Source organism: Paraglaciecola arctica, from assembly GCF_018861065.1.
Taxonomy (GTDB): domain Bacteria; phylum Pseudomonadota; class Gammaproteobacteria; order Enterobacterales; family Alteromonadaceae; genus Paraglaciecola; species Paraglaciecola arctica_B.
This window is the reverse complement of record NZ_JAHKQO010000049.1, coordinates 152,614-177,889: the sequence shown is the minus strand read 5'-3', so window position 1 is coordinate 177,889 and position 25,276 is coordinate 152,614. Positions and strand designations below refer to the sequence as shown.

Below are 25,276 nucleotides of genomic sequence, written 5' to 3'. Positions count from 1 at the left end.
GTAGATGGGGTATGAGAAGTACATAGGACGTTAATAATGAATACACCTAAACAAATATTGGTCGTGATAAGTGGCAGGCATTCAGAGCACCCAGCCTTAGAAAGGGCATTAAAGTTTGCTGAGTTCAGCAAAGTGCATATCCATTTATTTAACTCAATTTATGAGCCTGTGATGGAGTTAACCGATGTATTGTCTAGCGATCATCGCAAAGAATTGAAAGACCAATACATGGCAGATAGGTATTTATACATGAATACCTTAGCGGACGCTTTGGAAAAAAAAGGGATCAGTTGCAGTGTAAATGTTGCATGGCATAGAGAATTGCACGAAGCCATAGAAGAAGTAGTGGATGCACTGAGACCCGATTTAGTCATCAAACGAATTACCGCTGACTCTTCACATATCAACCCTTTTGCGATGCCGATCGACCGACACCTTTTGCGATTTTGTAAAGCACCTCTTTTGTTAGTTAGGGGATCACATTGGTCTGAAAACCCTATATTGGCAGCCATTGACCCTGCCACCGAAGACAATAAACATATCGAGCTCAATCACAACATTCTCGAATATTCTAAAATGATTGCCCGTATAACAGATACAAAACTGCACAGTATCAATACCTTCGAGACGCCAAGCATGGTACCAACTATGGATGTCGGTTGGGCCAACATTGATTTTGAGAACATAAGCGTCGAAGTGAGTAACCTGCATAAGAACAAAATGGAATCGTTACTCAAAAAACACGACCTATTTATTAATCCCTATTACGTAATTGAAGGCAGCGCCGACATTGTCATCCCCGAAAAAGCCAAAGAAATCAACGCACAATTACTCATTTTAGGAACGGTAGGTCGAACTGGGTTGTTAGGCGCTTTTATAGGTAATACGGCTGAACATATCCTCGCAAATATGAGCTGCGACATCCTAACTATAAAACCCACCTCATAAGAGATAAGGATTTAAAAGATGCAAACCATTAAAAAGATACTAGTTGTTATTGACCCAGATAAACCCGAGCAGCCAGCCCTGACTAAAGCACTGTTATTTGCCAAACAACAACCTATTACCATAAAATTATTAAGTTGCCTTTATTATCCGTCTGTAATGGCGAGTAATTTTTTAAGCACTAAACAGCTAGAAAAAACCCAGTCCGAAATCATAAACACCAACCAAGTTAAGCTAAATAACTTGATTGACCAAAATACTCAAAAACATGTCACCTTTGAAACTGAAGTGATGTGGCATTGGCCGGTTTATCAGGGCATATTAAAAGTAGTAACAAGTTTTCAACCCGATTTAGTCATCAAGGCCACGCATCCGCATAAAACCATAGCTAAAAGGTTCTTTACTCCCACAGATTGGTATTTATTAAAAGCCTGTCCAGTTCCAGTATTACTAGTTAAAAATCGAGAGTGGACTGAAAATACCACTATTGTTGCAGCCATAGATCCTGAACATAACTTAAGCGCCAAGAGTGAATTAGACAGAAACATTCTTAAAACGGGTTATGTGGCATCGTCTGCTTTAACTATGCAGTTGCAAGCCATACATTGTTTTGACCCTAGTTACTGGGATATTCTACTCGAGGCAGTGGATAAGAGCGGTATGTGGGCTGATGTTTTCTCGTTTGATCAAGAGCAAAATGAATCCATGGTACTAGAAAAGTTGCGCTATCAACATAACCTCAAATTTGCTAAAGAATGCAGTGAATTTGTGCCCAACAGTGAAAATCAACATATTATTTCAGGGGATATTGAAGAAGTCATGCCAAAAACCTTGGGGCAACTTAGAGCAGGTATTCTAGTATTGGGTACCACTTATCGCACTGGTTTGCTTGGTAGCACGGCCCAAAAACTCATTGAAACGGTTGATTGTGATTTATTAGCCGTCAAACCCACTGGATTCGAAGCGCCGTTTCACTAACACTGTGTAACGTGTTTAGCGATCTTGGGCTAGCCGGAAACCAAGATCGTTATTTCGAACCGTTGTTTTATTTCGGAACCGGTAGGCCGAACGCAATGCGTTAGGCCTCGATAGCCAAGACCCCCCACGCAATACTCTTTGGGAACAATCGCCCTTGTTCCAAGCTTCTCCGTTACTAGGTGCAGACACATAATTGTCATTCCAACAATCCTGAGTCCATTCCCAAACATTGCCGTGCAAATCATACACTCCAAAACTATTGCCTAAAAAGGACTTAACGCGATCGGTATTTTGACGTTTTTTACACTCCCCCGAAAGATAACCGTATCGAGCTTGTGAACAGTTAATAGTGTAACCCCAACTATATCTAGAGTTTCTACCTGCTCTTGCAACATATTCCCACTCAGCTTCAGTGGGCAAACGATAGACTTGCCCTGTTGTTTTATTCAACCAAGGAATGAAATCTTCAGTAATGTCTTTATAGCTCACATTGATTACCGGACGATTGCCCCTACCCCAACCTTCATCATGGGGTTTATATCGGCAACCTGCCGCTTCCACACATGCATCCCATTGTGTAAATGTGACTTCACTTTGTCCTATACCGAAATTTTCGATAGTAACGGTGTGAACAGGCTGTTCGTTACTTTCGCCATTATTTGATCCCATTTCAAAGCTACCACCTGCAATGGCAACCATTTTGGGTAGGGGAATAGTCAATACAACTTCTGGGGGTTTCGCTGCGACTTCTGGCGTTAACGCTAAAGTGAAATTGTTATCACCATTGTTGATGTCAATATTCTGAACATTATCCTCATAACCGTCTGCCATCAATTTGATACGGTAAGAGCCAGGTTGCAGCTGCATTCCGGGGGTATAACGGGGTTCAATATCTAACAAAACTATCTGAGCATGACTAGGACTAGGAGTTATCCAAAGTTTGCCTAAAGCTGCGGTCTGGGTTGTTTTACCTTTCAGAGGATCTAAGGTTATCGCGACATTATTGTTAGCACTTAGGATATTAACAAACTCGATTTTGTCTTGATAACCCGCGGCATTAACCTTAATACCGTAACGTCCCAATTTAAGTGACATACCCGCACTATACTTTGCATCAACATCCAATATTTCCACTTGAGCGTTAGCTGGGTCCGTGGTTATCCATATTTGGCCGGTAGCTTCGACATTGTTAGGAATAGGATAATCGCTGGGCGATTCTTCGACTATCACTTCTGGTATGGTATCTATCTCGTTATTTTCTTGTTGTAAATTATGATAACCATAGAACCCCATTCCTATCAAAACTAAGGTTATTCCGAAAATCACAATATACTTGAATGCCCCACCTGCAGTGGCAGGTGAAGATGAAGGCTGTCTATTAGTTTGCGGGGAGCCAGAGCTAGTTTGGGCAGAGCTAGAGCGGCTATCAACTGGCGCCTCCAGCACGGTTTTGTCCGCTGAAGATAACAAAACAGTATTATCGTCCGCCGCCATGGAATTTGCATCAAAAGGGTTATCCCAGCTAGCAAGCCAAGACTTTAGGTTCTGAGGGCGCTGGCTGGCTGCCAATTGTAGTCCCCAGTCTATGGCTTGCAAAAAGCCAGAAGCTTGTGGGGCTTGGCCAAGTGGTTGATAATCATCCTCAACCATACGTTGCACGGAATCACTTGGTTTGTGACCCTTTAAACAAGTAAATGCAACGGCCGCTAGGGCATAAATATCCGTCCACGGGCCAAATTTAGTATTTTGACTGTATTGCTCTGGAGGCGCAAAACCTGGAGTGACCATAGAAGTCACTGTTCGAGTTTGTCCTTCTACTGATTGTCTAGCGGCGCCAAAATCGATAAGAACTGGCGTGCCGTTGCTACGAAACATAATATTATCGGGCTTGATATCACGGTGAAAAACATGATTACCATGCACTACTTGTAACCCTTTAGCCAAATCTTCGAGCAACGAGCGAGTGGCCAACTCACTAAAAGGTTTGCCCATTATTCGCTCTTTTAAGCTACCGCCATCACAATACTCCATAACAATATATGCAGTGCCGTTTGCTTTAAAAAAACGATGAATTTTAACAATATTAAGTGCATCAAATTGAGCAATGGTTTTAGCTTCATCGATAAAGGCATTTAATCCCCAATCAAAGCTTTCTTTTAAGGCTAAACTTTTTGGCGCGATTGTGACATCACTTTGGCGCATTGCAAAATCGCTGGGTAAATATTCTTTTATCGCTACCCGCATGTCGAGGTGTGTATCAAGGGCCAGATAAGTTATACCGAATCCACCTTCCCCCAGTTTTTTTTCAATCCGGTATTCATATAACATGTACCCAGGTTGAAGGGCGTGCAGTTCCATTAAAAAATTCCCATTAAAACCAAAATACTTTAGATTCGTATTGAGCCCTATGCCCATTGCGTCTGTTGTAAAAAACTATATCAGCTCTTCAAAATATGCAATTTAGACATTAAAAAATAGTAAGCACCCTTGATAAAAGGCTAGGTTTCAAAACTAATTTAAACATCCTTACTCACTAAAATACTCGTCATCAATGCTGCTATATTAAGCAGATACCGCGAACTAATGTAAAGAAATATATATCAAACAAGGCTTAACAACCGGGGAAATGGCGATTCCACTCTACATACATTTTTTTGAATGTTGTAACTAACTTGGTTAAAGAGTGACTGCTACTACAGTTACTAGTATCAAACATACAAAAGTCAAAAAAATAGCTAACGGCTTAGGCGTTAATAAATTTGAAATCGCGAATTTTTTTGAAGCACAAGCATGGCGATATACAATCACGGTCGCATTGTCTTGGTGAGTTTTGTTGATTGTTTCTACGGACTCAAGTAACTGTGAAACACATTTTTTAGGTTCGATATTATCGTTGACTTGCTGAATAATTTGTTGAGAAGATAGGGTTTCCATTCCGTCACTTGCCAAGAGTAAACAATCCCCGTTGCGCATCTCAAAAGGTGACTCACGTAAATCAATATGTTTGATTTCTTCTCCACTAACTGAAGATAGTAAAACATGACGTTTGGGATCATTGGCGGCTTGTTGCGCGGTAATTTGCCCAAGCTTCACAAACTTTTTAAGGACCTCAGCCAAAGAATGGTCCGCGTTTAATCGTTGTAGTTGATTATTACGGACAAGCCATAACGGAGAATCTCCTACACTCACCCAATGAATAGCATTACTGCCTAAATGCACTGCGACAAGGGTTGTGCCCATTCCATTAAGCTCGTTAGACTGCAAAACTTTGAGTTTTATAGCCTCATTTGCAAAAGTTAAGCCCGCCTCTAGACGCTTGGGTATCGGCAGATCAACTTGGTGACAAAACCCTTTTGTAAATTCCTCAACAGCTAAAAGGCTTGCCTGTTTACCCGCAACATGGCCTCCCATGCCATCACAGAGCAAGAATAAGATTTCATCCCCAAAGGCTTTTATTTCAAAAGTGTCCTCCTGATAATTTCTTTTACCTTGGATTTGGTCGCCATAACATGCGGCATCTTGATACATATGAAGTCCTTACAAATGGGCGGGAAATACACAACTTGAATATAAAATTTACGGTGACGGTTTGCCTTTGTAACAACTGATAAAAAGTTTTACAACTGGGCGACACGCTCAACAACATGTATTTTAACTCGTTATATGCTTTGAGATTAATACTTCAATTTTATTGAACGTAAATAATTAGCGTCATTAAAAACCCAGAATAGAAATACCGACTGGGTTTAATTAAATTATGTACATTGCAACATGAGGTTATTTTAGCAATACTACATTTGAAATTTATAGTGCATTTTAAAGGGAAGTATTAAAAATGATGTTACGCTTATTAAGTGTTTTACTGGTCAGCATTTATTTTTCTTTGGCCTGGGCAAAATCTGTAGAAGTCACAGGATATGGTTCTATTGAAAATAACAATATTGCAGATGCAAGGAATGCGGCAATCGAGGATGCAAAACGAGTAGCGATAGAACAATTATTCGGTACCTATATCAGCGCCAGAACTGAAACCAATAATTTTAAAATTGCTTCAGAAAAAATCTATTCTAGCGCAAAAGGCAAGTTAGATTCGTATATTATTATTGATGAAAGCAAATATGATGATAATACATTTAAGGTTAATATTGCCGCGACTATTGATCAAAAAGCCGTTCGCTCTCACGTTGATACTCAGTTAAAACGATACAACTGGCTGAAAAAACCCCGCATCATTTTCAGCGCCTCACACGTCACTGGCCGAGATCGTTCTAACCTTCAAAATGCGTTTGATACCGCACTAAAAAAAGAATTACTGCGTTCTGGCTTTACATTGCTTAGTAGCGATGTTGAAACTCCTATTTACGCAAGTTTTATACTCACATCAAACCTTGAAAGCAGCGTAATTAGTGATGAATACCAAGGTATACAAATAAAAAACAACCAATTGTTAGCTAATGTTGAGTTGGTGCGTAATCAAACCGCTATAGTAGTTTCAACTTCTGTAGAATCGGCCCAAAAAGCCGGTGCATACAGCATCAATGCCATGAAAGGATTAGCCACAAAACTTGCACAACGAATTGCTAAACGCATTAGCATTGACACTAATGATGCGTGGTCCGGTAACCATCAACAACCCGTAATTGTAGGCATATCAGGTAATAAAACTCAAAGCGATAACATCATTGCTTACATGGCTAATTGGTTAGTTGGCATTGAAGATTCATCAGTTGAGTTACAGGATCAACAGCAAACTAAATTAGTGATTGAATATCAGGGCTGGCCAGAACAGCTTTTTGAACAATTAACCATTATGTCAAAGCAGAACACTGTGCCTTTTTCAATTGAAAAAATTCACGGCGACAGCATAATTTTGTCGGCAAAATAAACCATATTATAAGAGGATTTATCATGAGAAAAGCATTACTCGCATCGGCGGTGGTGATTGGTCTGTCAGGCTGTGGCTCGACAACTTCAAATGGTACACAGGAGTTCAACACTGCGAATCAACTAGCCAGCACACAACAATATGGCGAAGCGATTTCATATCTTAAACAAGCCATCGCTAAGAATCCTAAAAATAAAACCTTTACAGCTAAACTTGCTGAGTTGCGAGCTGAATATCTGCAAAGTGCTGAAACTAAAATTAGTCGATTGTTACAAGGGGACTCTTCAGAAAGCAATATTGAGCAAGCTAAGAAAATTTTAGCCAGTTTGGAAAAAAGCAACATTGCGTCCACTCAACTCAACGCGGTAAAACAACAGGTTAGTGCTAAAAGTGACGCCTTAAATATGCGTATAGCATCTTTATACGCTGAAGCTAAAGACCAAATGCAACAAAAAAACTGGGGGAAATCCCACGAGTTGTTATCTGAGCTCAGTCAATTATCTAGTGACTATGAAGACGTAGCGACTCGATTAAAGACAGTTGAAACCCAAGCAAGCGACAGCTATTTAAAGCAAGCTAATCAAGCGATGTCACAAGAAAACTTTGGTGCTGCTAAAGCTCATTTACTAGATTTACTGAAAATATCTCCTAACCACGTAGTCGCAAATAACCTACTTAAAACCGTAATACAGAATGATAACGCCCAATATTTTATCAATAAGGCGCAAACGGCTTATAAAAGCCAACAATGGGATACCGTTATTTCAAAATGTGAACGTCTTAGTGAATACCATCAAGCATCCCAAAACTGCCAAGAGATGTTAGTTGAGGCAAAAACCAAAGAGTCTGAGTTACTTTCTACGCAACTCATCGACACTATGAGTGAAGGACGTTTTATCGAGGCTGTGAATATCTACAAAAAATTACAGTCCCATAACGTCACAAAAGATAACAGACTGGATCAACTTCGGGACAGTTTATCTCAACAAGCCTTTTTCAGTGCAGGTACCTACAAACAACAAGGTAACTTCGCCGTTGCATGGCATTTACTTAAAGCAATAGGTTCAATAAATTCTAACTACCCTGAATTATTTAATGAAATCAGACAGGTAGAAGACTCAATTTTTACTCGAGCTAAACGAAAAATTGCAATATTCGACTTTACTAGTCCAATGGAAAGCAGTGATTCTGGAGTGATTATTACTCAAAACCTCATTTCTCATATGTTCAATAATGCCAGCAAAGATATCAGTATTATGGAACGAGCCAATCTGAAAACGATTGTTGAAGAGATGAAACTAGGACAAATGGGAGTCATTTCAGAAAGCTCGGCAAAAGAAATGGGACGCGTTCATGGGATTGATTTCGCTATTATGGGTTCGGTTCTACTGTACAAAGTAGATGGAAAAACCGAATCAAGCACCAAAACAGTACGTTACCAAGTAGGCGAAAAAATTGAAGACAACATCAATTACTTGAATTGGAAAGCCGTCAATCCAAACCCTACGCCAGCCGAGTTAAAAGCCGCGCCAAAAGCAAAAATCATGGTGCCAGAATACGGTGTTCGAGAATACAATGTCACGGATACTAAAAAGGTGGGTTTCTTACAGTTAACTTTCAGGGTGGTTGATGCACAAACGGGCGAAAACACTCTTGTTGATACTATAGAGCGTAAGCTTGAAGAAAGTGACAGTGCGAACGCTGGAGTAAGTGATGCGGGTATTAAATTTGATCCGATGGAAATATCCACAGATACAGAAATTTTACAGTCATTGACTGAAAAAATTGTGGCTCATATGGGCGCTGCTGTATTGCAACCTCTAGAAAACTTAGAAGTCTCAATGTTTGAACAAGGCAAAGAAAACGAACGTCGCATGCAATATGAAGCGGCAGTTGAGTCCTATACTTATTCGATGTTCAATGAAAAAGTGAAAGGAATCGCTTCGTCTGCAACCTCAATTGAAGCTAAAAATCGTATTGAAAACATATTAGCGCGTTTTAGATTTACTACGAATTAGACCGAGTAACCGTATCTAGCTAAAGTGTAAACATCGCACGCCTGTTGATTAAAAGATGTTTAGAATGGGCGTACGTTTTAGTTAAATGCAAATCGCCACTTAAACGATAATGTTTATATGGCTTATGTAAAGGGCCCTAAGAAACAATTTTCAGCCCATGGCTACTGCAAAATAAAGCAATCAGCTATGGGCGACTTTAATCACGCATCTTTGATTGATACAACAACGCTAGGAATGCCAAATGAAACTGATAGTTACCATTATGATAGGGCTAGTAGCTTTCAAAAGCGCTGCCAATCAAAATTCAAACGCCTCTAATTCACTGAACACACCAGAGTTAACTAAAATCAAAAAACACTATGAAACTTGTGTTTTTGAAAAAGGGAAGTTAATTTTGAAAAACGCCAATTTTCGTGATGCCATGGAGTTTGCCCCTTTAGCTTGTAGGAAAGAATTACTGCAAGCTAAAAAATACTTTTTAGATCGCTCCATCAAAATTGAAGTGTTGGACCAGTTGGTTGATTCAATTGAAGAGGGTATCAAAATCGACCTCGCAAACGAACTGATTGCAACTTTGTAAGAGGTAAAAAGCTCAAGAACCTTTAGCGTGCAAACACGTTAATGTAGAACGTAAGGTTAAGTTCGGTGCCTGATTATTCAATTAGCTGTAGTGCAATCCATGGCGCCAAATTAAATACCAAAATAAGTAACTTAAAAAGTCCCATGCCACAATAATTGATTAAATCGAACTGTTGCTCATTTAAGTCGAACCATTTTCCATGCAGCAAGTGCAACCAATCGTGACCTAACTTGAATATAAAAAACCATATAATTAACACCGAATAATTGAGCAGCGTGCACCAAGCGAAAAAACTCAATAGTTGTTCAATAAACATAGGTTTCTCCTGTTAAACCAATATATTGATATTAACTGTCAGCAGCACTCAGTTTTTGATCCACATCAGGTTCGACATGAACAACTACATCTTGAATATCAAACTTGTCTGCTAGTACACCTTCTATTTGATCCGCTATATGGTGCGATTCGACGGTACTAAGGTTGGCGCTAACGGTAACAGTTACGTCAGCTACTTGGCCTTTCCCTGTGTCTCGCGAGCGAACATTTCCCACTGTTATCACTGCAGGTATGCTATTCACAGCTTCTTTTAGCTGCTCGGGAGGGTATCGACTCTGGTCAACTAAAACCGGCACCGCTCTTTGAAAAAGCTTAAACGCGAGATAGAAGATAATACTCGAAACAACTAAGGCAAAAATAGTATCTATCCAATAATACCCTCTAGCGGCTAATTGCCAGCCAATAATGACCACTACGCTAGTCAACACATCACTAATGGTATGAGTGGCATCAGCGTTTAATATTTCTGAATCTAATCGTTTAGCCCAATAACCTTCCCAGAGCGCTAAACCTATATTAAAAAGCAATGAAATAATTAATATAGCTAAACCTAAAATACTTTGTTCAACCGGCTCTCCAAAGCGTTCTACCGCACTGACTATCACTTCAAACGCCACTATGGTTAATACAGAGGCCAACGCAAATACAGCCAATTGTTCGAATTTTTGATGGCCATATGGATGAGAACCATCAGCAGGTGACTCGGCGATTTTTATTGCGAGCCAGGCAAAAAGGTTATTGACCAAATCAGTCAGTGAATGCACTGCGTCTGCCACTACAGCTGCTGAACCTGTCATTAAACCCACAGTCATTTTACACAGGGTAATAATCGCGTTTAACCCACCTTCAATTAGCAGAATTTTTCTAACATGCATATTTTAGTCTCACTAACGGCCTGTTTGTTATCGAAGTTATAATCTGTAAACGGTATCATCTAGGGTATCACCGCGCCTTAGGTATTAGTTGATCAAGGTCAAATAGCTAATTTCAGTAAGCGCTATGATCCCTATTCTACAATCTATTTAGAGGCCTAAGTGTGAAAATAGCGTTCTATAACAGCAAACAATATGATCAAGAATTTTTCGAACGGGCTAACCAAAATGGAGCTCACCAGATTCGGTATTTTTCGTCACACTTAAACTTAGAGTCGACTTCGCAAATAAGTGATGAACAAGTAGTTTGCGCTTTTATCAACGATAATTTAGATGCAGCAGTGTTACATAGCTTAAAGGCAAAAGGGATTAAACTCATAGCACTGCGTAGCGCAGGATTTAACCACGTAGACATAGCCTGCTCTAAACAACTTGCGCTCCCAGTGGTACGGGTTCCTGCGTACTCCCCTTACGCAGTAGCAGAGCATGCAGCAGGATTATTATTGTGTTTAAATCGTGGTATTCACCGCGCCCACAATCGTATAAGAGAAGGAGATTTTTCACTACGCAATTTAATGGGTTTTGACCTGCATGGCAAAACAGTAGGGGTAGTGGGAACCGGAAAAATTGGACAAGCATTTGCCAATATCATGCTAGGTTTTGGTTGCAAGGTTATGGCTTATGATGTGGTTCCAAATGAGCAATGTATTGCATCCGGTGTTAACTATGTCACTTTGGAGCATTTATTTAGTCAAGCCGATGTGATTTCTTTACATTGTCCACTCACTCCCGAAACTCATCATTTAATAAACCACAAAGCATTAGAAAAAATGCGAGATGGAGTGACTATTATCAATACCAGCAGAGGTAAACTAGTCGATACTAAAGCCATTATAAATGCACTTAAAACGGGGAAAGTGGGACTATTGGGACTTGATGTCTATGAAGAGGAAGAAGCCTTATTTTTCGAAGACTTCTCTGAAAAAGGCATACAAGATGACGTGTTGGCTAGATTGACCACTTTCCCCAACGTGATTATTACCAGCCATCAAGGTTTTTTTACGCAAGAAGCGATGCTCAATATTGCACAAACTACACTTTCTAATATCAGCCAATTTGAACTAGATGGCAGCATTCAAAATGGCGTGGGTTAAAAGAATACCTACGCAACCTTGACGTGGATACTATTAGATTGACGAACCTTTTCAGCAAATAGCATGTGCGGTTCACGCTCAAGTAACAGACATTGTTGCAATTTATTGCGATCTAAAATAGTGACTCTACGTTTTTCCACCTCAATGACCTTTTCGTTATGCAACTGGGTGAGTAGTCGACTTACGGTTTCAATCGCCATACCTAAATAATTGGCGATATCTACGCGGGTCATACTCAAATCAAACACATTGCCAGACAGTCCCCTATCTTCGAATCGTGAAGACAAGTCCAGTAAAAAAGAACCTAATCTTTGCGCTGAATTCATATGATTTAAACTGAGTAAAAATCTATCTTCGTCATTCAAGGCATGACTCATGCTCTGCAACATCTTATGCCTGATGCTGGTCGAATTCGCCATAGCCTTGTCCAACTCACCTAAGCCAATACGACACACACTGCTGGTTTCCAAGAACCGTATCGATTGCGCATGCTCACCATTATCAAAGCCATCCAAACCTATTAAATCACCTGGGAAATAAAAGCTGCTAATTTGCTCATTGCCACTATTGGCGGTAATAGATGACTTTGCAGATCCACTTCGCAAAATGTAAATCGCTTCAAAAGTTTGACCCGCCGAAAATAATAAATTCGACTTCTGGAAGACTTTATGTGACCTCAAGCGTGGCTCTACTTGTTTTTTGTCCGCTTGACCAAAACACATACCTGACATCACACAATGGTGACAAAGAACTGACGGTTGAGTTGTATTTAATGACACTTTACGCTCCTCGAATGTGTATCAATGCCTGTTAGACATTGATATAGATCAAGGTTAAATAGTAGATTTTAGATAGGTTACGGGATATTCGTTATTTTGCGTAATTTACTTCGGAAAATACCTAGTTTAGCGTTCAAACAAAATTCCGTAGTTGCTCGTCATCATGTAATAAGTCTGCTTGATTATCTTGTGTATTAAGCATGTCTTTAGTTACTAGTACAATACCATCCTTACTTATACGAAAACCTCTCGCGATGTCTTGCTGTTTGTCTACGCCAATACACATCCCCTGAGGAATTTGACACCCGGCATCAATAATTGCTCGTTTAATGGTGACATGTTGTGCAATATCCACTTGAGGCAAGATAACTGATTGTTCAATATGACTAAACGAGTGAACATGAACATCTGAAAACAATAAAGATTGGTCAATTTTAGCGCCAGATATGATACAACCACCTGACACGGTTGAGTCTACGGCGTAACCTCTGCGACCGCCTTCGTCGTTAAAAATAAATTTTGCAGGCGGCGATTGTTTTTGGTGGGTCCAGATTGGCCAATCTTGGTCGTAGATATTTAACTCTGGAGTAATATCGACAAGATCCATATTCGCCTGCCAAAATGAATCCAAGGTGCCCACATCTCGCCAATAGGGTGCGGTTTTTCCATCAGCAGAACAAAACCTAAAGGCCATCACTTGATTATTTTCAATCGCCGCTGGGATAATGTCACGACCAAAATCATGCTGTGAAGCAAGGTTCTTGGCGTCAGCTATTAATTGCTGAATCAGAAACTCGGTATTAAATACATAGTTACCCATAGAAGCCAATGTATGGTCAGGTTTGTCTTTTAGTGGGCAGGGATTTTTAGGCTTTTCGTGGAAATTAGTGATCCTGTTATGTTTATCCACACACATCACCCCGAAAGTACCAGCAGCGTCTTGGACCGGCATTTCAATACACGATACTGTCATATCCGCCCCACTTTCCACATGTTGAACTAACATATCACCGTAGTCCATTTTGTAAACATGATCGCCGGCCAGTACCACTACGTATTTCGGTGCATGCTCTCGAATAAACTCAATGTTTTGATACAGTGCATCAGCTGTACCTTCATACCAATTGGACGAATACTGCTGGGACGCGGGCAATAGCTCTACGTATTCGCCTAAATCTCTATTTAAATGTCCCCAACCTCTGGATAGATGTCGAATCAGCGAATAAGCTTTGTATTGTGTCATTACTCCGATTTGGCGGATCCCTGAGTTAATACAATTAGACAAAGGAAAATCGATTACTCTGAATTTTCCCCCAAAATGAATCGCAGGTTTTGCTTGGTATTGAGTGAGCTCACAAAGACGACTGCCCTTACCTCCTGCAAGAATCAACGCTAAGGTGTCTCGTGTTATTTGACTGACATAACGACAATTGGAATGGATCATAATAACCACCAGCTCCTTGAGTAATTAACGTTTAAATTTTGATTGCCAAAACATCACACTTAACACCATGCAATACACCGTTGGCAGTAGATCCCAACAACAGCCTTAAGCCACTTTGGCCATGGGTTCCCATTACGATTAAATCAGCGTTTATTTGTTTAGATAATTCATGAATTTCCTCGACTGGGGAACCAATAGGCGCGTAAATTTGGTTTTCAGGTATATGGTGTTGTTTAGCGAGTTCTAGTAAGGTTTCTCTGGCGTTTTGTCGATTTTCGTTAACATAATCAGCACCGACCCCCACTCCATAAGATTCAAAATAGACATTAGGAAAAGTGACATAAATCAAACTGAGCTGAGCCGGATCCTGAACCAAACTCAAAGCTCGTTGTAACACTACTTTATGTTCAGAATAAATATCTAATGGGACTAAAATACTTTGGTAGTTTTGCATATTCAGTTTATCCTTGGTTCAAATATTAACCGTTGCATTAGTTAATTAAACCGTAAATATGGCCACTCACCTTGATCTGCATCAAATAGACCAGAAAATCATGATGAATATATGAGAAAATCACCTCTTATATAAGATAATAAATGTGCCATTATTTTTAGCTAAAACGTTTGCATATTTAAACCTTTGCAGATTTATAATGTTCTGTACATTTAAGCTATAAATCAGTAAGTTATATATAGTTGTTCGTTCTTAACAAATATTTTAATTTTGTCACTAAATCATTTAAAGGGTCCCAATGAGTTCTAAATTGGAACAAAAACTAGCGGAATTTCGTGTCAGTTTTGCTGCTGAGTTTGAAGACAAAATTGCGGTACTTATCAAATTATGGTCACAAGCAAGAACCTCTCATTCCGTTGAAGCAATTAAGCAATTTAGGTTTGAAGTTCATAGTCTCAAAGGATCTAGTGGCACCCTTAGTTTTACGACTCTGAGTGATAGACTGGGAATGATTGAAGAAGAAGTCGCTCCTTGTGAAGAACAAATCGGTCAATTTAAAAATATCATTCCCTTTATCGATCGACATATTAAATCGATGATTGAAGCCGCGGGCAAAAACCCTAACCCTTTATTAGAAATAGGAAAAACGTCCAATTCACTGGGTGAGTTGCGGGAGCCACAAAAAAAGAGTGACGAACACGATGCCCAATCATACCGAGACATAAGAATAGCGTTAGTTGATGACAATGAAACCACGTCAGCCGTGCATTCTAAACTACTAGCTGGGTTTGGTTTTTCAATTGAACATTTCAATTCAATCGAAGAACTTGAAGCGGTATTCTCTGAACAAAAATTCAATCTAGTGTTACTTGATATCGATGACACCAATTATCACTCTGACGAAATATTTGCTTATGCAAGTAAACTCAGAGCATATGACACCGACGTATTTTTATTGTCCTCGTCGAGTTCGTTTGAAAATAGGCTGGCTGCCGTCCGAGCGAGAGTAAATGAATACATTTTAAAGCCGCTTAGTATCACTACCTTAGTGTCTAAAATTCGTAAAAACTTCAAGTTAGATTTAACTAGGCCCTATAGAATACTACTGTTAGATGACCAAGCCTCTGTAGGTATTTTTTATAAATCTTTATTAGAAGACGAACATGTCGAGGTACTTGCAATTCATAGTGCTGAGTCAATTATGACGGAGTTAGATGCATTTCATCCTGACGTGTTTTTGTTAGACATGCACATGCCTAACATCAATGGACTAGAAATTGCGCGCATACTCCGTCAACAATCTAAATATGATTATGTGCCGATTATTTTCCTGACAGCAGATGAAGATATAAATACTAAACTCGACGTTTTAGAGTGTGGTGCCGATGATGTCATTCCTAAAAACACCCCGCCCAACCTAATTGTACGACAAGTTGATAGTCGTATTCAGCGAGGTCAGGAAATTCGCTATCTTGCTTCAAGAGATAGCTTAACAGGTGTCCTCAATCACGGGCAAATCATGGATGCTGCGGCTCACTCATTGAGGCTTGCAGCAAGGCAACACAACCCAACTGTCGTTGTAATGATTGATTTAGACCATTTTAAGGAAGTAAATGATAAATATGGCCATGTGGCTGGCGATAAAGTACTGATAGCCCTTGGGCAATTATTATTGCAATCTGTTCGCGATACCGATTATGTGGGTCGCTATGGTGGAGAGGAATTCATGGTGGTTTTTAGTGACTCAAACGCCGCTATCATTGAAGCTAAAATGAACAGCATTTTAAGTGCCTTTTCACAAATCAATTTCACTGCAACTGAAAATACATTTAATTGTAGTTTTAGTGCAGGTATATCCACTTCAACTCGACACGAGAAACTCAGCGAGTTTATATCCTCAGCTGATGGGGCTTTATATAGAGCGAAAAACGCCGGTAGAAGCCAAATTTTGATGGCTCTGTAAAGTTCCCAAAAACTGCTCGTGTCACTAAGCGTCTAGTTTTTATCCATCAATCTATTTTCTAAACAAACTCTATAGGTTGTATAGTTTCGATAATTTTTTGATTTTCGTACATATCTTTAAAGGCTTGTCCAAGTTTGTCACTTTGTGAAATCACCCTTTGCCAATATTCAATTCGCTGCTCAGCCGGCATGGTTTCAAAGTCTTTTCGATCGGGAATCTTACCGTAAGGTAAACTCGCAATAAACTCATCAGAAGGCACTAACATAACGACATCATCGTAACTAGTGGCATGAGGAAGACGCTTTTTGAGAGATTTATCGAACCACCCTGGTACTGGTTTTGAGTAAAAGTGAGGATAAAGCACCAGACCTTTTTGTGGCCCAAAGGTGAGGTCAAAATGGTAATCAATAATTCCACCATCTCTATACATGCCTTTAGGGGCACCCTCTATATCCTTAACACCTTCTATTACTATAGGAATCGAGCCAGACGCCATCAGTGCCTGAGGCAAGTTTGTTGTGGTCAGTGGAATAGAATATGACGGCATTTTGTTGGGATCGTGGAGTGCTAAATCGGAGTTGGGTGACGAAAATAAGTAACGTTGGTAAAACATCTCTAACCACTTACGCTTCAATACATTCGCGCTAGCACTGGCAATTAGCCCGGTCATTTGAATAGGTTTGGCTTCAAATTGTGTCAGTCCCTTGCACTTTGCCACTATAAAATGAGCTTTAATGATAGGGTTATTAATAATTTCCTCAGATCCGTGTTCACCTAAAACGTAATCCAGCAGTGCCCTGCCCTTTTCTGTGATTTCTTTGGCTGTGGGTTTATCCGAATAAACGGTCTGAGAATAACGCTCTGCTAAGCGATTGATAGCAGATAAGGGATCGTCTTGGGCAAAACAGGCAAACCGAAAAGCGCCTGCAGATGATCCAATAATGTTAAGAGGCCTACAACGCCCTGCAAAAAACTCCGGGAAAATATAACGATCTAAACCGGCTAAAACAAACCACTTCGGGCCACCAGATGCACCCAACATATAATCAAATAAATCAGCACTAAACCCCTCTTGCTTAATACGAGCAAGGGCATTTTTCCCAGCATAAACATCTAAAACCTGCATAAACTTCCTTAATAAATGCCACAAAAATTAAAACGCAGCGCCCTAGTTTAACAACTTGGATAATAGATTCATCTAAATTGGCGTGAGCTGAACTAACATTTAGTGTAAATCTTCAGCATAACTATTGACTTCACTACATTTAGTCGCATAAATTCTCCGCAAATGATGTTATTTCAATCACACAATTCGCTATCGAGTGATTTACAACCAGCTGCTTTTTATCTTTATATATCAGTAAATTAAGTAACATATAAATAAAACTGAACAGAGTTATCCACAGGAACAGTGGATAACCTAAGCTTGACATAATTATCTGTGACTGTTTTGCTATCACTTTCAAAAAATAGTACTTAAGCGCGCTAAAATAGACGAAACAATTATGCAAACTCATCACATTTTATCTTATCAATTTACGTCTCTCTGTTAATGGGGATATTTAGTTGCTTAGTAGAGCCTAACTCTCTGCCCGTTCACAATAAGACCATTGAAGTATCCAGCCCTCTGACTGGTAAAGTCATAGCGTTGGATGAAGTACCACATGCTCTTTTTAAGGAGCGAATGTTTGGCGAAGGTATTGCCATTGCCCCTTCGGGATATCAAGTGATCGCCCCTTTTTCTGGTACAATGCTGCAATGCTCAGAACTCGCCAATCAATTGAGATTAAAAGCTAAAAATGGCTTACAACTACAGATTCAGCTTGGGATTGACTCGCACCTTATGATGGGAGAAGGATTTAAGAGGTTTGTCAAACAAGGGGAGTATTTCCAACAAGGGCAAATTCTTGCTGAGTTCAATTTGCTAAAAATGAAACAAGCCCTAACGAGTATTCTGTGCCCCATTACTGTACTAAATAGTGAAAAAGTTAAGGGGCTGCAAGCTCATTATTTCCACGTTATTGCCGGTGAAGATCGAGTAATGACGGTTTACATATAATTTCGGAATAATACTGAACTAAAAGCATCGCTTGTTTGCTTTACCTGCCTATATCTTTATCGCTATAGTTAGCCGATTGAATTATAGATTGATGAATAGGACTCCATGACCACTACTCTGTACGGCATTAAAAATTGCGACACCATCAAAAAAGCACGCCTTTGGTTATCAACAAACGATATTGATTATAGCTTCCACGATTACCGAAAAGACGGGGTAGATGCAACTTGGCTAGCTCAAGCAGAACAAGCTTTGGGCTGGGAGTTAATGCTCAATAAGCGCGGCACTACTTTTCGGCAATTAAGTGAAGAGCAGAAACAAAACGTAGACAAAACCGCCGCTTTAGCTTTGATGCTTGAATACCCAGCAATGATTAAACGCCCAATTCTTATCCACGACGGCAAGTACTCCATCGGTTTTAAAGACCAGCAATACACAGAGGTTTTTCTATGAGCCGCACACTGGACCTCACTAAAGATTTGATTAATCGAAAATCCGTCACCCCTGAAGACGCGGGATGTCAGGATATGATGGCGAATATCCTCGAACCACTTGGTTTTGTAGTAGAAGATCTCACCTTTGCTGATACCAAAAATATCTGGGCGCGCAAAGGTAGTGAAGGGCCAGTATTTTGTTTTGCCGGACACACAGATGTAGTACCTTCAGGCCCAGAACAGAACTGGCAAACCCCCCCTTTCGAAGCCACCGAAAAAGACGGCTATATCCATGGCCGTGGTGCCGCCGATATGAAAGGTAGTTTAGCGGCTATGTTGGTAGCAACTGAAAATTTTGTTAACGCCAATCCGCACCATAAAGGCTCAATCGCCTTTTTGATCACGAGTGATGAAGAAGGGCCATTTATTAACGGTACCACTAAAGTGATTGATACCTTAGAAGCCCGCAACGAAAAAATAACCTGGTGTTTAGTGGGTGAGCCTTCAAGCACAGAGCAACTCGGTGATATTGTCAAAAATGGCCGCAGAGGCTCACTGACAGGTGATTTGTTGGTTAAAGGTATCCAAGGCCACGTCGCCTACCCTCACCTAGCACGAAACCCTATTCATGAATCCACCTTGGCATTAGCAGAATTAGCCAATACCCAGTGGGACAAAGGCAATGCATTTTTCCCAGCGACTAGTTTTCAAATATCCAACATCAATGGCGGCACAGGGGCTGGCAATGTCATTCCAGGTGAATTAAAGGTTTGTTTTAACTTTAGGTTTTCCACTGAAGTGACAGATCAACAATTAATTGCCAGAACCCTTCAAGTATTGGATGCACATAAACTGGATTACGATATTGACTGGACCTTTAATGGCCAGCCTTTCTTAACCGATTCAGGAAAATTAGTAGAAGCCACGCAACAAGCTATTAAACACTGCACCGGTAGAGATACCACTTTGTCTACTGCAGGAGGTACGTCTGATGGGCGCTTTATTGCACCAACCGGTGCTCAAGTGATTGAACTGGGTCCGGTTAATGCCACTATCCATAAAATTGATGAATGTGTAAAAGTGGAAGATCTCGATTTACTCACTGATGTTTATCAAGATATCTTACAACGGCTACTTGCGTGATCACCCAAGCTCACGCGCTAGGAAAAGATGAAAGCCTATTAGTCGAATGCCAAAATGGTTTTCGACTATTACCTGAAGTCTGTGTTGCATTTAAGCGTATGCAAACCGCTGCCACTCAAGACAAAGTTGACCTGCAAATTGTTAGTAGTTACCGTGGTTTTCAGCGGCAATTACAGATTTGGAATAATAAATGGTCTGGCAATACAACCTTGTTAGACGCCAATGAAAACACCTTAAATGCCGCAACACTGACTGACCTTGAAAAACTACAGGCGATCCTTACTTGGTCGGCATTACCGGGCGCTAGCCGCCATCATTGGGGTACTGACATAGACGTGTACGATAAAAAATCAGTAGAAATCAGTCAGCACAAATTTCAGTTGGTTTGCAGTGAATACGATAACGGCCCCTGTACTGAGCTCAATAACTGGTTAAATCAACATGCCAATGATTTTGGTTTTAGTAGACCTTTCGCAAAATTCAAAGGGGGCATTGCTCGAGAGCCTTGGCATCTAAGTTTTACGTCAAGCGCTGAAAAAATGAGTACACTGGTAGACGAAACAACGCTACTAAACAATCTTTATGAATCGGATATTATGGGATTGCAAAGCATTGTGGATAACATGCCAACCATTTTTCAACGCTTTGTCTTAAATAAGGGATTAGTATGAGTATTTGGTTTTTAGTGGCAATAATTGTTTTAGTGTTAGGTCTAATTATCGGCAATATACTGTTGCTTAAACAAAGTGCAAATCAAGAATTACCCAAACCTAAAAAAGATAACAACGCATCCTATGACCGTTTTGAAGACAATGATGATTAACCCTTCTATTAACAACCGCCTTTAGAAGATGCCGAATGAAAATATTGCTTTTAGCCAACAAAGACATTGCCAGCAATTTAGCCTTAAACACCCTTTTTAGAACCATTAAAGGGCAACATAAATTTCAAATATTACTGTCTTCATCTGTCGGAAAGAGTAATAAAAACAAGCCTGAGGATCTAAAAGACTTGGCTTTTTTTGAACAAGATTTATTTACCAAAATACTCTTTCCAGGATTGCAAAGTAACGCCTCTGCAGTAGCCGGAAAACTTCAGAGTTTCACTGGATTTAAATCAAGGGGAATTGTGGTTTCTGAAATTCAATCGATAAACTGTGACACTGGTCTACAAACAATCAAGGCTTTTGCACCCGACCTAATCATTTCAATTCGCTTTGGGTTAATCCTGCAACCTGCTGTTATTAGTATTCCCACATTTGGTGTTATCAATTTACATTCTGGTGAACTACCTAAATATCGAGGTGTCATGGCAACCTTCAGAGCCATGCAACACAAAGAGAAGGAATGTGGCACTACTCTACATTATATAAACGACAGCGGCATAGACAGCGGAGAAATCATAAAAATTAGTAAACAAGCGGTAGATTATCAACGCTCCTATCTACACAATACCTTGTCGCTTTACGAACAAGGCGTTCAAGACCTAGTTGACGCCATTAACACAATCGAGACCACTGGAAAGTGTGCGAGTTACCCAGTTAATTCTAACGGAAATTATTTCAGCTTTCCTCGAGAGCAAGAACTCCAAGACTTCAGACAACAAGGACATAAACTCTACGAATATCGAGATGTGATTGATATTGCCAAGGGCTATTTCTAAGCACTGCTACTTTTATACCTGCAGTGGTTTATTAGGCCCCTGTTAATTCGTTTTTGGTAATTTCTTGCGTATAGTTGTCATAAAATGCTGGTATTGGTCATTAGGAATTAAAAGCAAAAAAAAAAGCCTGATAACAAATCAGGCATAAAATGAGAACACACATAAAAACTATAGAGTCAGACGGGGAATATCAGCATAAGTTCAACATTTTTAAAATGTTTTAAACCCGTTTGTCTAATACTGTATTGAACAATACTCTCGAGCCGAACCAAGGGTACTCAGGTCAAATCATTTCAAGCGAGCTTTACACCAATTAACATGTGACAATCAGAACCCTGTATTCACAGACAAGTCAATATACTAAAAAAGCATAGAGTGACGTTAAGCGTGATTACCATTAGTATAGATTTATCCATCAGACTAAAATGCTAACGAGCAACATTTTGAGAGAGTAATCATATCCTTTCACCTAAGACACAAAACACATCTTGTCACTAATCATTTTTATAGAGCTAATTAATGGAAATAATCGTTCGCTTTAAGTCTTTCTTCTCACTATCAAATTTTGTTGCGTTTGCAGTGATGATTGCAAGTTATGTGTCCATGATTCATTTAAGCCTTACATTTTTTATGGTGGGAGATATCGCCATTTTATGGCTGGGAAATGGTATCGCTAGTGCATTATTTTTAGTGTGTTCACGTAAGCGATGGCTCCATTTAGCATTAGGTCTCGCTTTTGGCTATGGTATAGGTGTATACACATACTTTGGTGGGATTGTATTTGTACAAACAGGTTTTTTATTAGCTAATGTACTCAGTGTCACCCTGTCAGTAATCGTTTTTACTCGGTTATGCAAAGAACCCTTTACCTTCAATGATTTGCGCCAAAACATTACATTTTTAATTGTTCTTTGTATGCTGAATGCTTTGCTTAATGTAACCATTGGCACAACTGCACTGTGGTTAATTGCAGATACTCCCTTTGTGCTAAGTAACTTACTTATATGGTTTGTAGGGAATACCGTAAGTATCTTCGCATCTACTTTAACTGCATTTCATATATTTAATTCTATTAGGCGTAAAACACTGTCTTTACGCATCAATAAACACAAACTATTAGAACTCACGGTAATGTGTGCAGCAACAGTGCTCATTTTGGTCGAAGTATTTGGGAGAGAGCACTACAATAAATTTACTGTCAGCTTAATATTTTTGTTGTTCCCCGTCGCAATGTGGGTTGCATTGCGGTTTAACCATTACATTACCTCTATTTGGATAACCGTTGTGTTTTTAACTTGTGGCTTCTATAGCACTGCAAAGCTCGGTCCCTTCATCTTTATGTTTGATGATTTAGGTTATGCCATTTTCTATATGCAAATATATATTTTTACAGCCTGCAGTACCGCACTTCTCATCGGCACCATAAATACAGAAAAAGAAAGCAAAAACCAAATGATTGCGCAATTGAATAAACAACTAGAGAACCTCACTAAAATTGATCCGCTTACTCAAATCGCCAATCGTCGAAAATATGATGAGGCAATAAAATCAGCACTTGCAACGGCTAAAGCAGAAGGTACTCCTTTAACCTTAATTGCCATTGATATTGATTATTTTAAACTTTATAACGATGAGTATGGCCATTTAGCTGGAGACGACTGTTTAATCTCGGTGGCCAACGCCATTAATAAAAACTTATTACGTACCAACGACATAGTGGCGAGAATGGGTGGTGAAGAGTTCTTTTGCATACTGCCCGATACAGATGCAGAAGCGGCTATAGATATTATGAAAAGAATACAAGCCTCTATAACGGCCCTCAATATTCCCCATCAAGTATCACCTATTAAGCCATACCTCACCGTAAGTATGGGAGCTTGCACTGCGACAAAAAGCGAAAATATCGATGCGATGCGTTTATATCAATTGGCAGATAAGACCTTGTATAAAGCAAAAGAACAAGGGCGTAATACATTTGTCACCGCGAAATATGAATTTGCAACAACACTGGCGTAAACATCCACCTGCATTGCTTTTGGTGAATATTTATAACTGTCTTTTGCAATTTGTTTTAGAATGACTCTGTTCTTTGATTGTGTTGCAATTCTTCTGCATTTCTAGGTAAAAAGACGAAGCGGTCCAAGTAATAAGGACTAAGCCAGTCAGAGACTCCACTACTGTGAGATACCTGATATACCTACAGGCTCGATGTCACCAATCCCTACCGTTGAAATTACCTTCAAGACTACCCCAGCTATTTCCATGCACCATCAGGTAATAGGCTAAAGCAAAAATCCATATTTTAATAACATTAGCAATAAAGGCACTAAAAACGCCCAATAGAATCGTTAAGCTATGGGTAATATCTAACTGTGGTAGAGATTTGAATATTTTGAAAAGGAACCAATAATGAACGATCACTACTACCGCGACGAGTAAGCCATTTATAATAAAAACTAAAATTCAATCCAAATGTTGTTACTCTCGCCCTATTAGGATACATGCGGTAGAGTTTGTTGAAATGGCTCAATAAACCTATAAATCAACATACCTAATAGCCGTGCCACTAATACTGACCATCAACATACTACCGCCCTTACCTACTACTTCATAATCAATATCAATGCCAATAACCGCGTTGGCACCAATTGAACGGGCTTCGTGTTCTAACTCCTGAAATCCGATTTTTCTGGCTTTAGTTAATTCGTCTTCGTAAGCGCCTGATCGCCCACCTACTATGTCGCGTATTGACGCAAAAATATCTTTGAACAAGTTAGCGCCCATCACGGCTTCGCCAACCACAATACCTAAATACTGTTCAATTTTTTTGCCTTCTAGTTGATTGGTTGTGGTAACTATCATCTGCCTCTCCTGGTTTCTATTTTTGTATTGGTTTACATAACCTGAACTCGGGATAACCAACGCCTGTAATCGACGCTATTTTTGCCCTTATCTTCGTTGTTCAATATGAGTTTAGAATGACTAAACAACATGATGAACGCCTCGATAAGAAAAAAAATAGCATCACTTACCCCAAATTGACCGTTTATAAGTATCGATGAAGTTCGTATCTCATTGAAATTTAATTAAATTTTCTTTGTTGTCGACATTTCTTATCCCGAGCTCAGGTTACATAGTAACTTCAGCGCTAGATTCAGTAGCAATTATATCTTTAATTAGCTTAACTCGATCAGACAACTGTTTATCAGAATACGCCTTGAACGGCACTTGCCCCCATATGGGTTTAGGCCAACTTGGATCATCTTGATAACGAACTATATGATGTAAATGCAATTGAGGCACCATATTACCCAGTGCAGCAAGATTCAACTTATCAGGTGTAAACAAATGTTTAAGAGAGCGAGTAACTAGCGCCGATTCCTGCCATAAGGTTTGCTGATGACTCTCACTTAAATCAATCACTTCTTGGATATCAGCCATTCTTGGAACCAATATTACCCAAGGGTAATTGGCATCCTTTATTAACCTTAAAGTGCACAACGGTAAATCTAAAATAAACTCACTGTCTTTTTGTAGTTGTGGGTGTAATACGAACGTATTCATGGCGGC

General features: G+C 39.7%; 24 protein-coding genes. 14 read left to right on the top strand and 10 right to left on the bottom strand.

Annotated elements, in window-relative coordinates:
* The first annotated feature begins 36 nt into the window (after positions 1-36).
* Complete coding sequence (locus KO534_RS22230; RefSeq protein ID WP_215933478.1) at positions 37-948, top strand: universal stress protein; 912 nt, start codon at positions 37-39, stop codon at positions 946-948.
* 18 nt (positions 949-966) lie between these two features.
* A complete protein-coding gene (locus tag KO534_RS22225; protein WP_215933476.1) occupies positions 967-1,923 on the top strand; it encodes a universal stress protein in 957 nt (318 codons plus the stop codon).
* A gap of 15 nt (positions 1,924-1,938) precedes the next feature.
* On the opposite strand, the gene KO534_RS22220 is transcribed toward KO534_RS22225, so the two are convergent.
* Positions 1,939-4,281, bottom strand: coding sequence for a bifunctional serine/threonine-protein kinase/formylglycine-generating enzyme family protein (locus KO534_RS22220; protein WP_215933473.1), 2,343 nt, complete (start codon positions 4,279-4,281; stop codon positions 1,939-1,941).
* A gap of 318 nt (positions 4,282-4,599) precedes the next feature.
* A complete protein-coding gene (locus KO534_RS22215; RefSeq protein ID WP_215933471.1) occupies positions 4,600-5,451 on the bottom strand; it encodes a PP2C family protein-serine/threonine phosphatase in 852 nt (283 codons plus the stop codon).
* Positions 5,452-5,758: 307 nt separating this feature from the next.
* Between KO534_RS22215 and KO534_RS22210 the strand changes: the two genes are divergently transcribed.
* From KO534_RS22210 to KO534_RS22200, 3 genes are all read left to right on the top strand, one after another.
* Positions 5,759-6,808 carry a hypothetical protein gene (locus KO534_RS22210; protein ID WP_215933469.1) on the top strand — a complete coding sequence of 350 codons (1,050 nt, stop codon included), beginning with the start codon at positions 5,759-5,761 and terminating at the stop codon, positions 6,806-6,808.
* A gap of 23 nt (positions 6,809-6,831) precedes the next feature.
* On the top strand, positions 6,832-8,826 hold the full coding sequence (locus KO534_RS22205) for a tetratricopeptide repeat protein (protein WP_215933467.1): 1,995 nt from the start codon (positions 6,832-6,834) through the stop codon (positions 8,824-8,826).
* Between the two features lie 241 nt (positions 8,827-9,067).
* Complete coding sequence (locus KO534_RS22200; RefSeq protein ID WP_215933464.1) at positions 9,068-9,406, top strand: hypothetical protein; 339 nt, start codon at positions 9,068-9,070, stop codon at positions 9,404-9,406.
* Positions 9,407-9,479: 73 nt separating this feature from the next.
* Here KO534_RS22200 and KO534_RS22195 read toward each other — a convergent pair whose 3' ends face one another.
* The gene (locus KO534_RS22195; protein ID WP_215933462.1) at positions 9,480-9,722 is read right to left on the bottom strand and encodes a DUF6868 family protein; all 243 of its coding nucleotides are present in this window, start codon (positions 9,720-9,722) and stop codon (positions 9,480-9,482) included.
* A gap of 31 nt (positions 9,723-9,753) precedes the next feature.
* Positions 9,754-10,617, bottom strand: coding sequence for a cation diffusion facilitator family transporter (locus KO534_RS22190; RefSeq protein ID WP_215933460.1), 864 nt, complete (start codon positions 10,615-10,617; stop codon positions 9,754-9,756).
* Positions 10,618-10,778: 161 nt separating this feature from the next.
* On the opposite strand from KO534_RS22190, the gene KO534_RS22185 reads away from it, so the two are divergent.
* Positions 10,779-11,768, top strand: a complete 990-nt coding sequence (locus KO534_RS22185) for a 2-hydroxyacid dehydrogenase (RefSeq protein ID WP_215933458.1) — start codon at positions 10,779-10,781, stop codon at positions 11,766-11,768.
* Between the two features lie 8 nt (positions 11,769-11,776).
* Here the strand turns inward: KO534_RS22185 and KO534_RS22180 are convergent, their stop codons facing one another.
* From KO534_RS22180 to KO534_RS22170, 3 genes are all read right to left on the bottom strand, one after another.
* Positions 11,777-12,547: a helix-turn-helix domain-containing protein gene (locus KO534_RS22180; protein ID WP_215933456.1), complete on the bottom strand. Its 771-nt coding sequence runs from the start codon at positions 12,545-12,547 to the stop codon at positions 11,777-11,779.
* Positions 12,548-12,680: 133 nt separating this feature from the next.
* Positions 12,681-13,991, bottom strand: a complete 1,311-nt coding sequence (glgC, locus tag KO534_RS22175; RefSeq protein WP_215933454.1) for a glucose-1-phosphate adenylyltransferase — start codon at positions 13,989-13,991, stop codon at positions 12,681-12,683.
* A 31-nt stretch (positions 13,992-14,022) separates the two neighbouring features.
* Complete coding sequence (locus KO534_RS22170) at positions 14,023-14,445, bottom strand: universal stress protein (RefSeq protein WP_215933452.1); 423 nt, start codon at positions 14,443-14,445, stop codon at positions 14,023-14,025.
* Between the two features lie 298 nt (positions 14,446-14,743).
* On the opposite strand from KO534_RS22170, the gene KO534_RS22165 reads away from it, so the two are divergent.
* The gene (locus tag KO534_RS22165) at positions 14,744-16,408 is read left to right on the top strand and encodes a response regulator (RefSeq protein WP_215933450.1); all 1,665 of its coding nucleotides are present in this window, start codon (positions 14,744-14,746) and stop codon (positions 16,406-16,408) included.
* Between the two features lie 58 nt (positions 16,409-16,466).
* Here KO534_RS22165 and KO534_RS22160 read toward each other — a convergent pair whose 3' ends face one another.
* The gene (locus KO534_RS22160) at positions 16,467-17,534 is read right to left on the bottom strand and encodes a patatin-like phospholipase family protein (protein WP_215933448.1); all 1,068 of its coding nucleotides are present in this window, start codon (positions 17,532-17,534) and stop codon (positions 16,467-16,469) included.
* Positions 17,535-17,960: 426 nt separating this feature from the next.
* Here KO534_RS22160 and KO534_RS22155 point away from each other — a divergent pair, with 426 nt between their 5' ends.
* From KO534_RS22155 to KO534_RS22125, 7 genes are all read left to right on the top strand, one after another.
* Positions 17,961-18,467 (top strand): PTS sugar transporter subunit IIA, encoded by a 507-nt coding sequence (locus KO534_RS22155; RefSeq protein WP_215933446.1) that lies wholly within the window; start codon positions 17,961-17,963, stop codon positions 18,465-18,467.
* A gap of 105 nt (positions 18,468-18,572) precedes the next feature.
* A complete protein-coding gene (locus KO534_RS22150) occupies positions 18,573-18,920 on the top strand; it encodes an ArsC family reductase (RefSeq protein WP_215933444.1) in 348 nt (115 codons plus the stop codon).
* Positions 18,917-20,044 (top strand): succinyl-diaminopimelate desuccinylase, encoded by a 1,128-nt coding sequence (gene dapE, locus KO534_RS22145; RefSeq protein WP_215933442.1) that lies wholly within the window; start codon positions 18,917-18,919, stop codon positions 20,042-20,044. The genes KO534_RS22150 and dapE overlap by 4 nt, the downstream gene beginning before the upstream one ends.
* The gene (locus KO534_RS22140) at positions 20,041-20,715 is read left to right on the top strand and encodes a M15 family metallopeptidase (RefSeq protein ID WP_215933440.1); all 675 of its coding nucleotides are present in this window, start codon (positions 20,041-20,043) and stop codon (positions 20,713-20,715) included. Before dapE ends, KO534_RS22140 begins: the two co-directional genes overlap by 4 nt.
* Positions 20,712-20,867, top strand: coding sequence for a DUF2897 family protein (locus KO534_RS22135; protein ID WP_215933438.1), 156 nt, complete (start codon positions 20,712-20,714; stop codon positions 20,865-20,867). Before KO534_RS22140 ends, KO534_RS22135 begins: the two co-directional genes overlap by 4 nt.
* Positions 20,868-20,902: 35 nt before the next feature.
* Positions 20,903-21,706 carry a formyl transferase gene (locus tag KO534_RS22130; RefSeq protein WP_215933436.1) on the top strand — a complete coding sequence of 268 codons (804 nt, stop codon included), beginning with the start codon at positions 20,903-20,905 and terminating at the stop codon, positions 21,704-21,706.
* Positions 21,707-22,225: 519 nt separating this feature from the next.
* Positions 22,226-23,722 (top strand): sensor domain-containing diguanylate cyclase, encoded by a 1,497-nt coding sequence (locus tag KO534_RS22125; RefSeq protein WP_215933434.1) that lies wholly within the window; start codon positions 22,226-22,228, stop codon positions 23,720-23,722.
* Positions 23,723-24,241: 519 nt separating this feature from the next.
* On the opposite strand, the gene KO534_RS22120 is transcribed toward KO534_RS22125, so the two are convergent.
* Positions 24,242-24,568, bottom strand: coding sequence for a heavy metal-binding domain-containing protein (locus KO534_RS22120; RefSeq protein ID WP_215933431.1), 327 nt, complete (start codon positions 24,566-24,568; stop codon positions 24,242-24,244).
* Between the two features lie 267 nt (positions 24,569-24,835).
* Positions 24,836-25,270, bottom strand: a complete 435-nt coding sequence (locus KO534_RS22115) for an HIT domain-containing protein (RefSeq protein ID WP_215933429.1) — start codon at positions 25,268-25,270, stop codon at positions 24,836-24,838.
* Between the last annotated feature and the right edge of the window lie 6 nt (positions 25,271-25,276).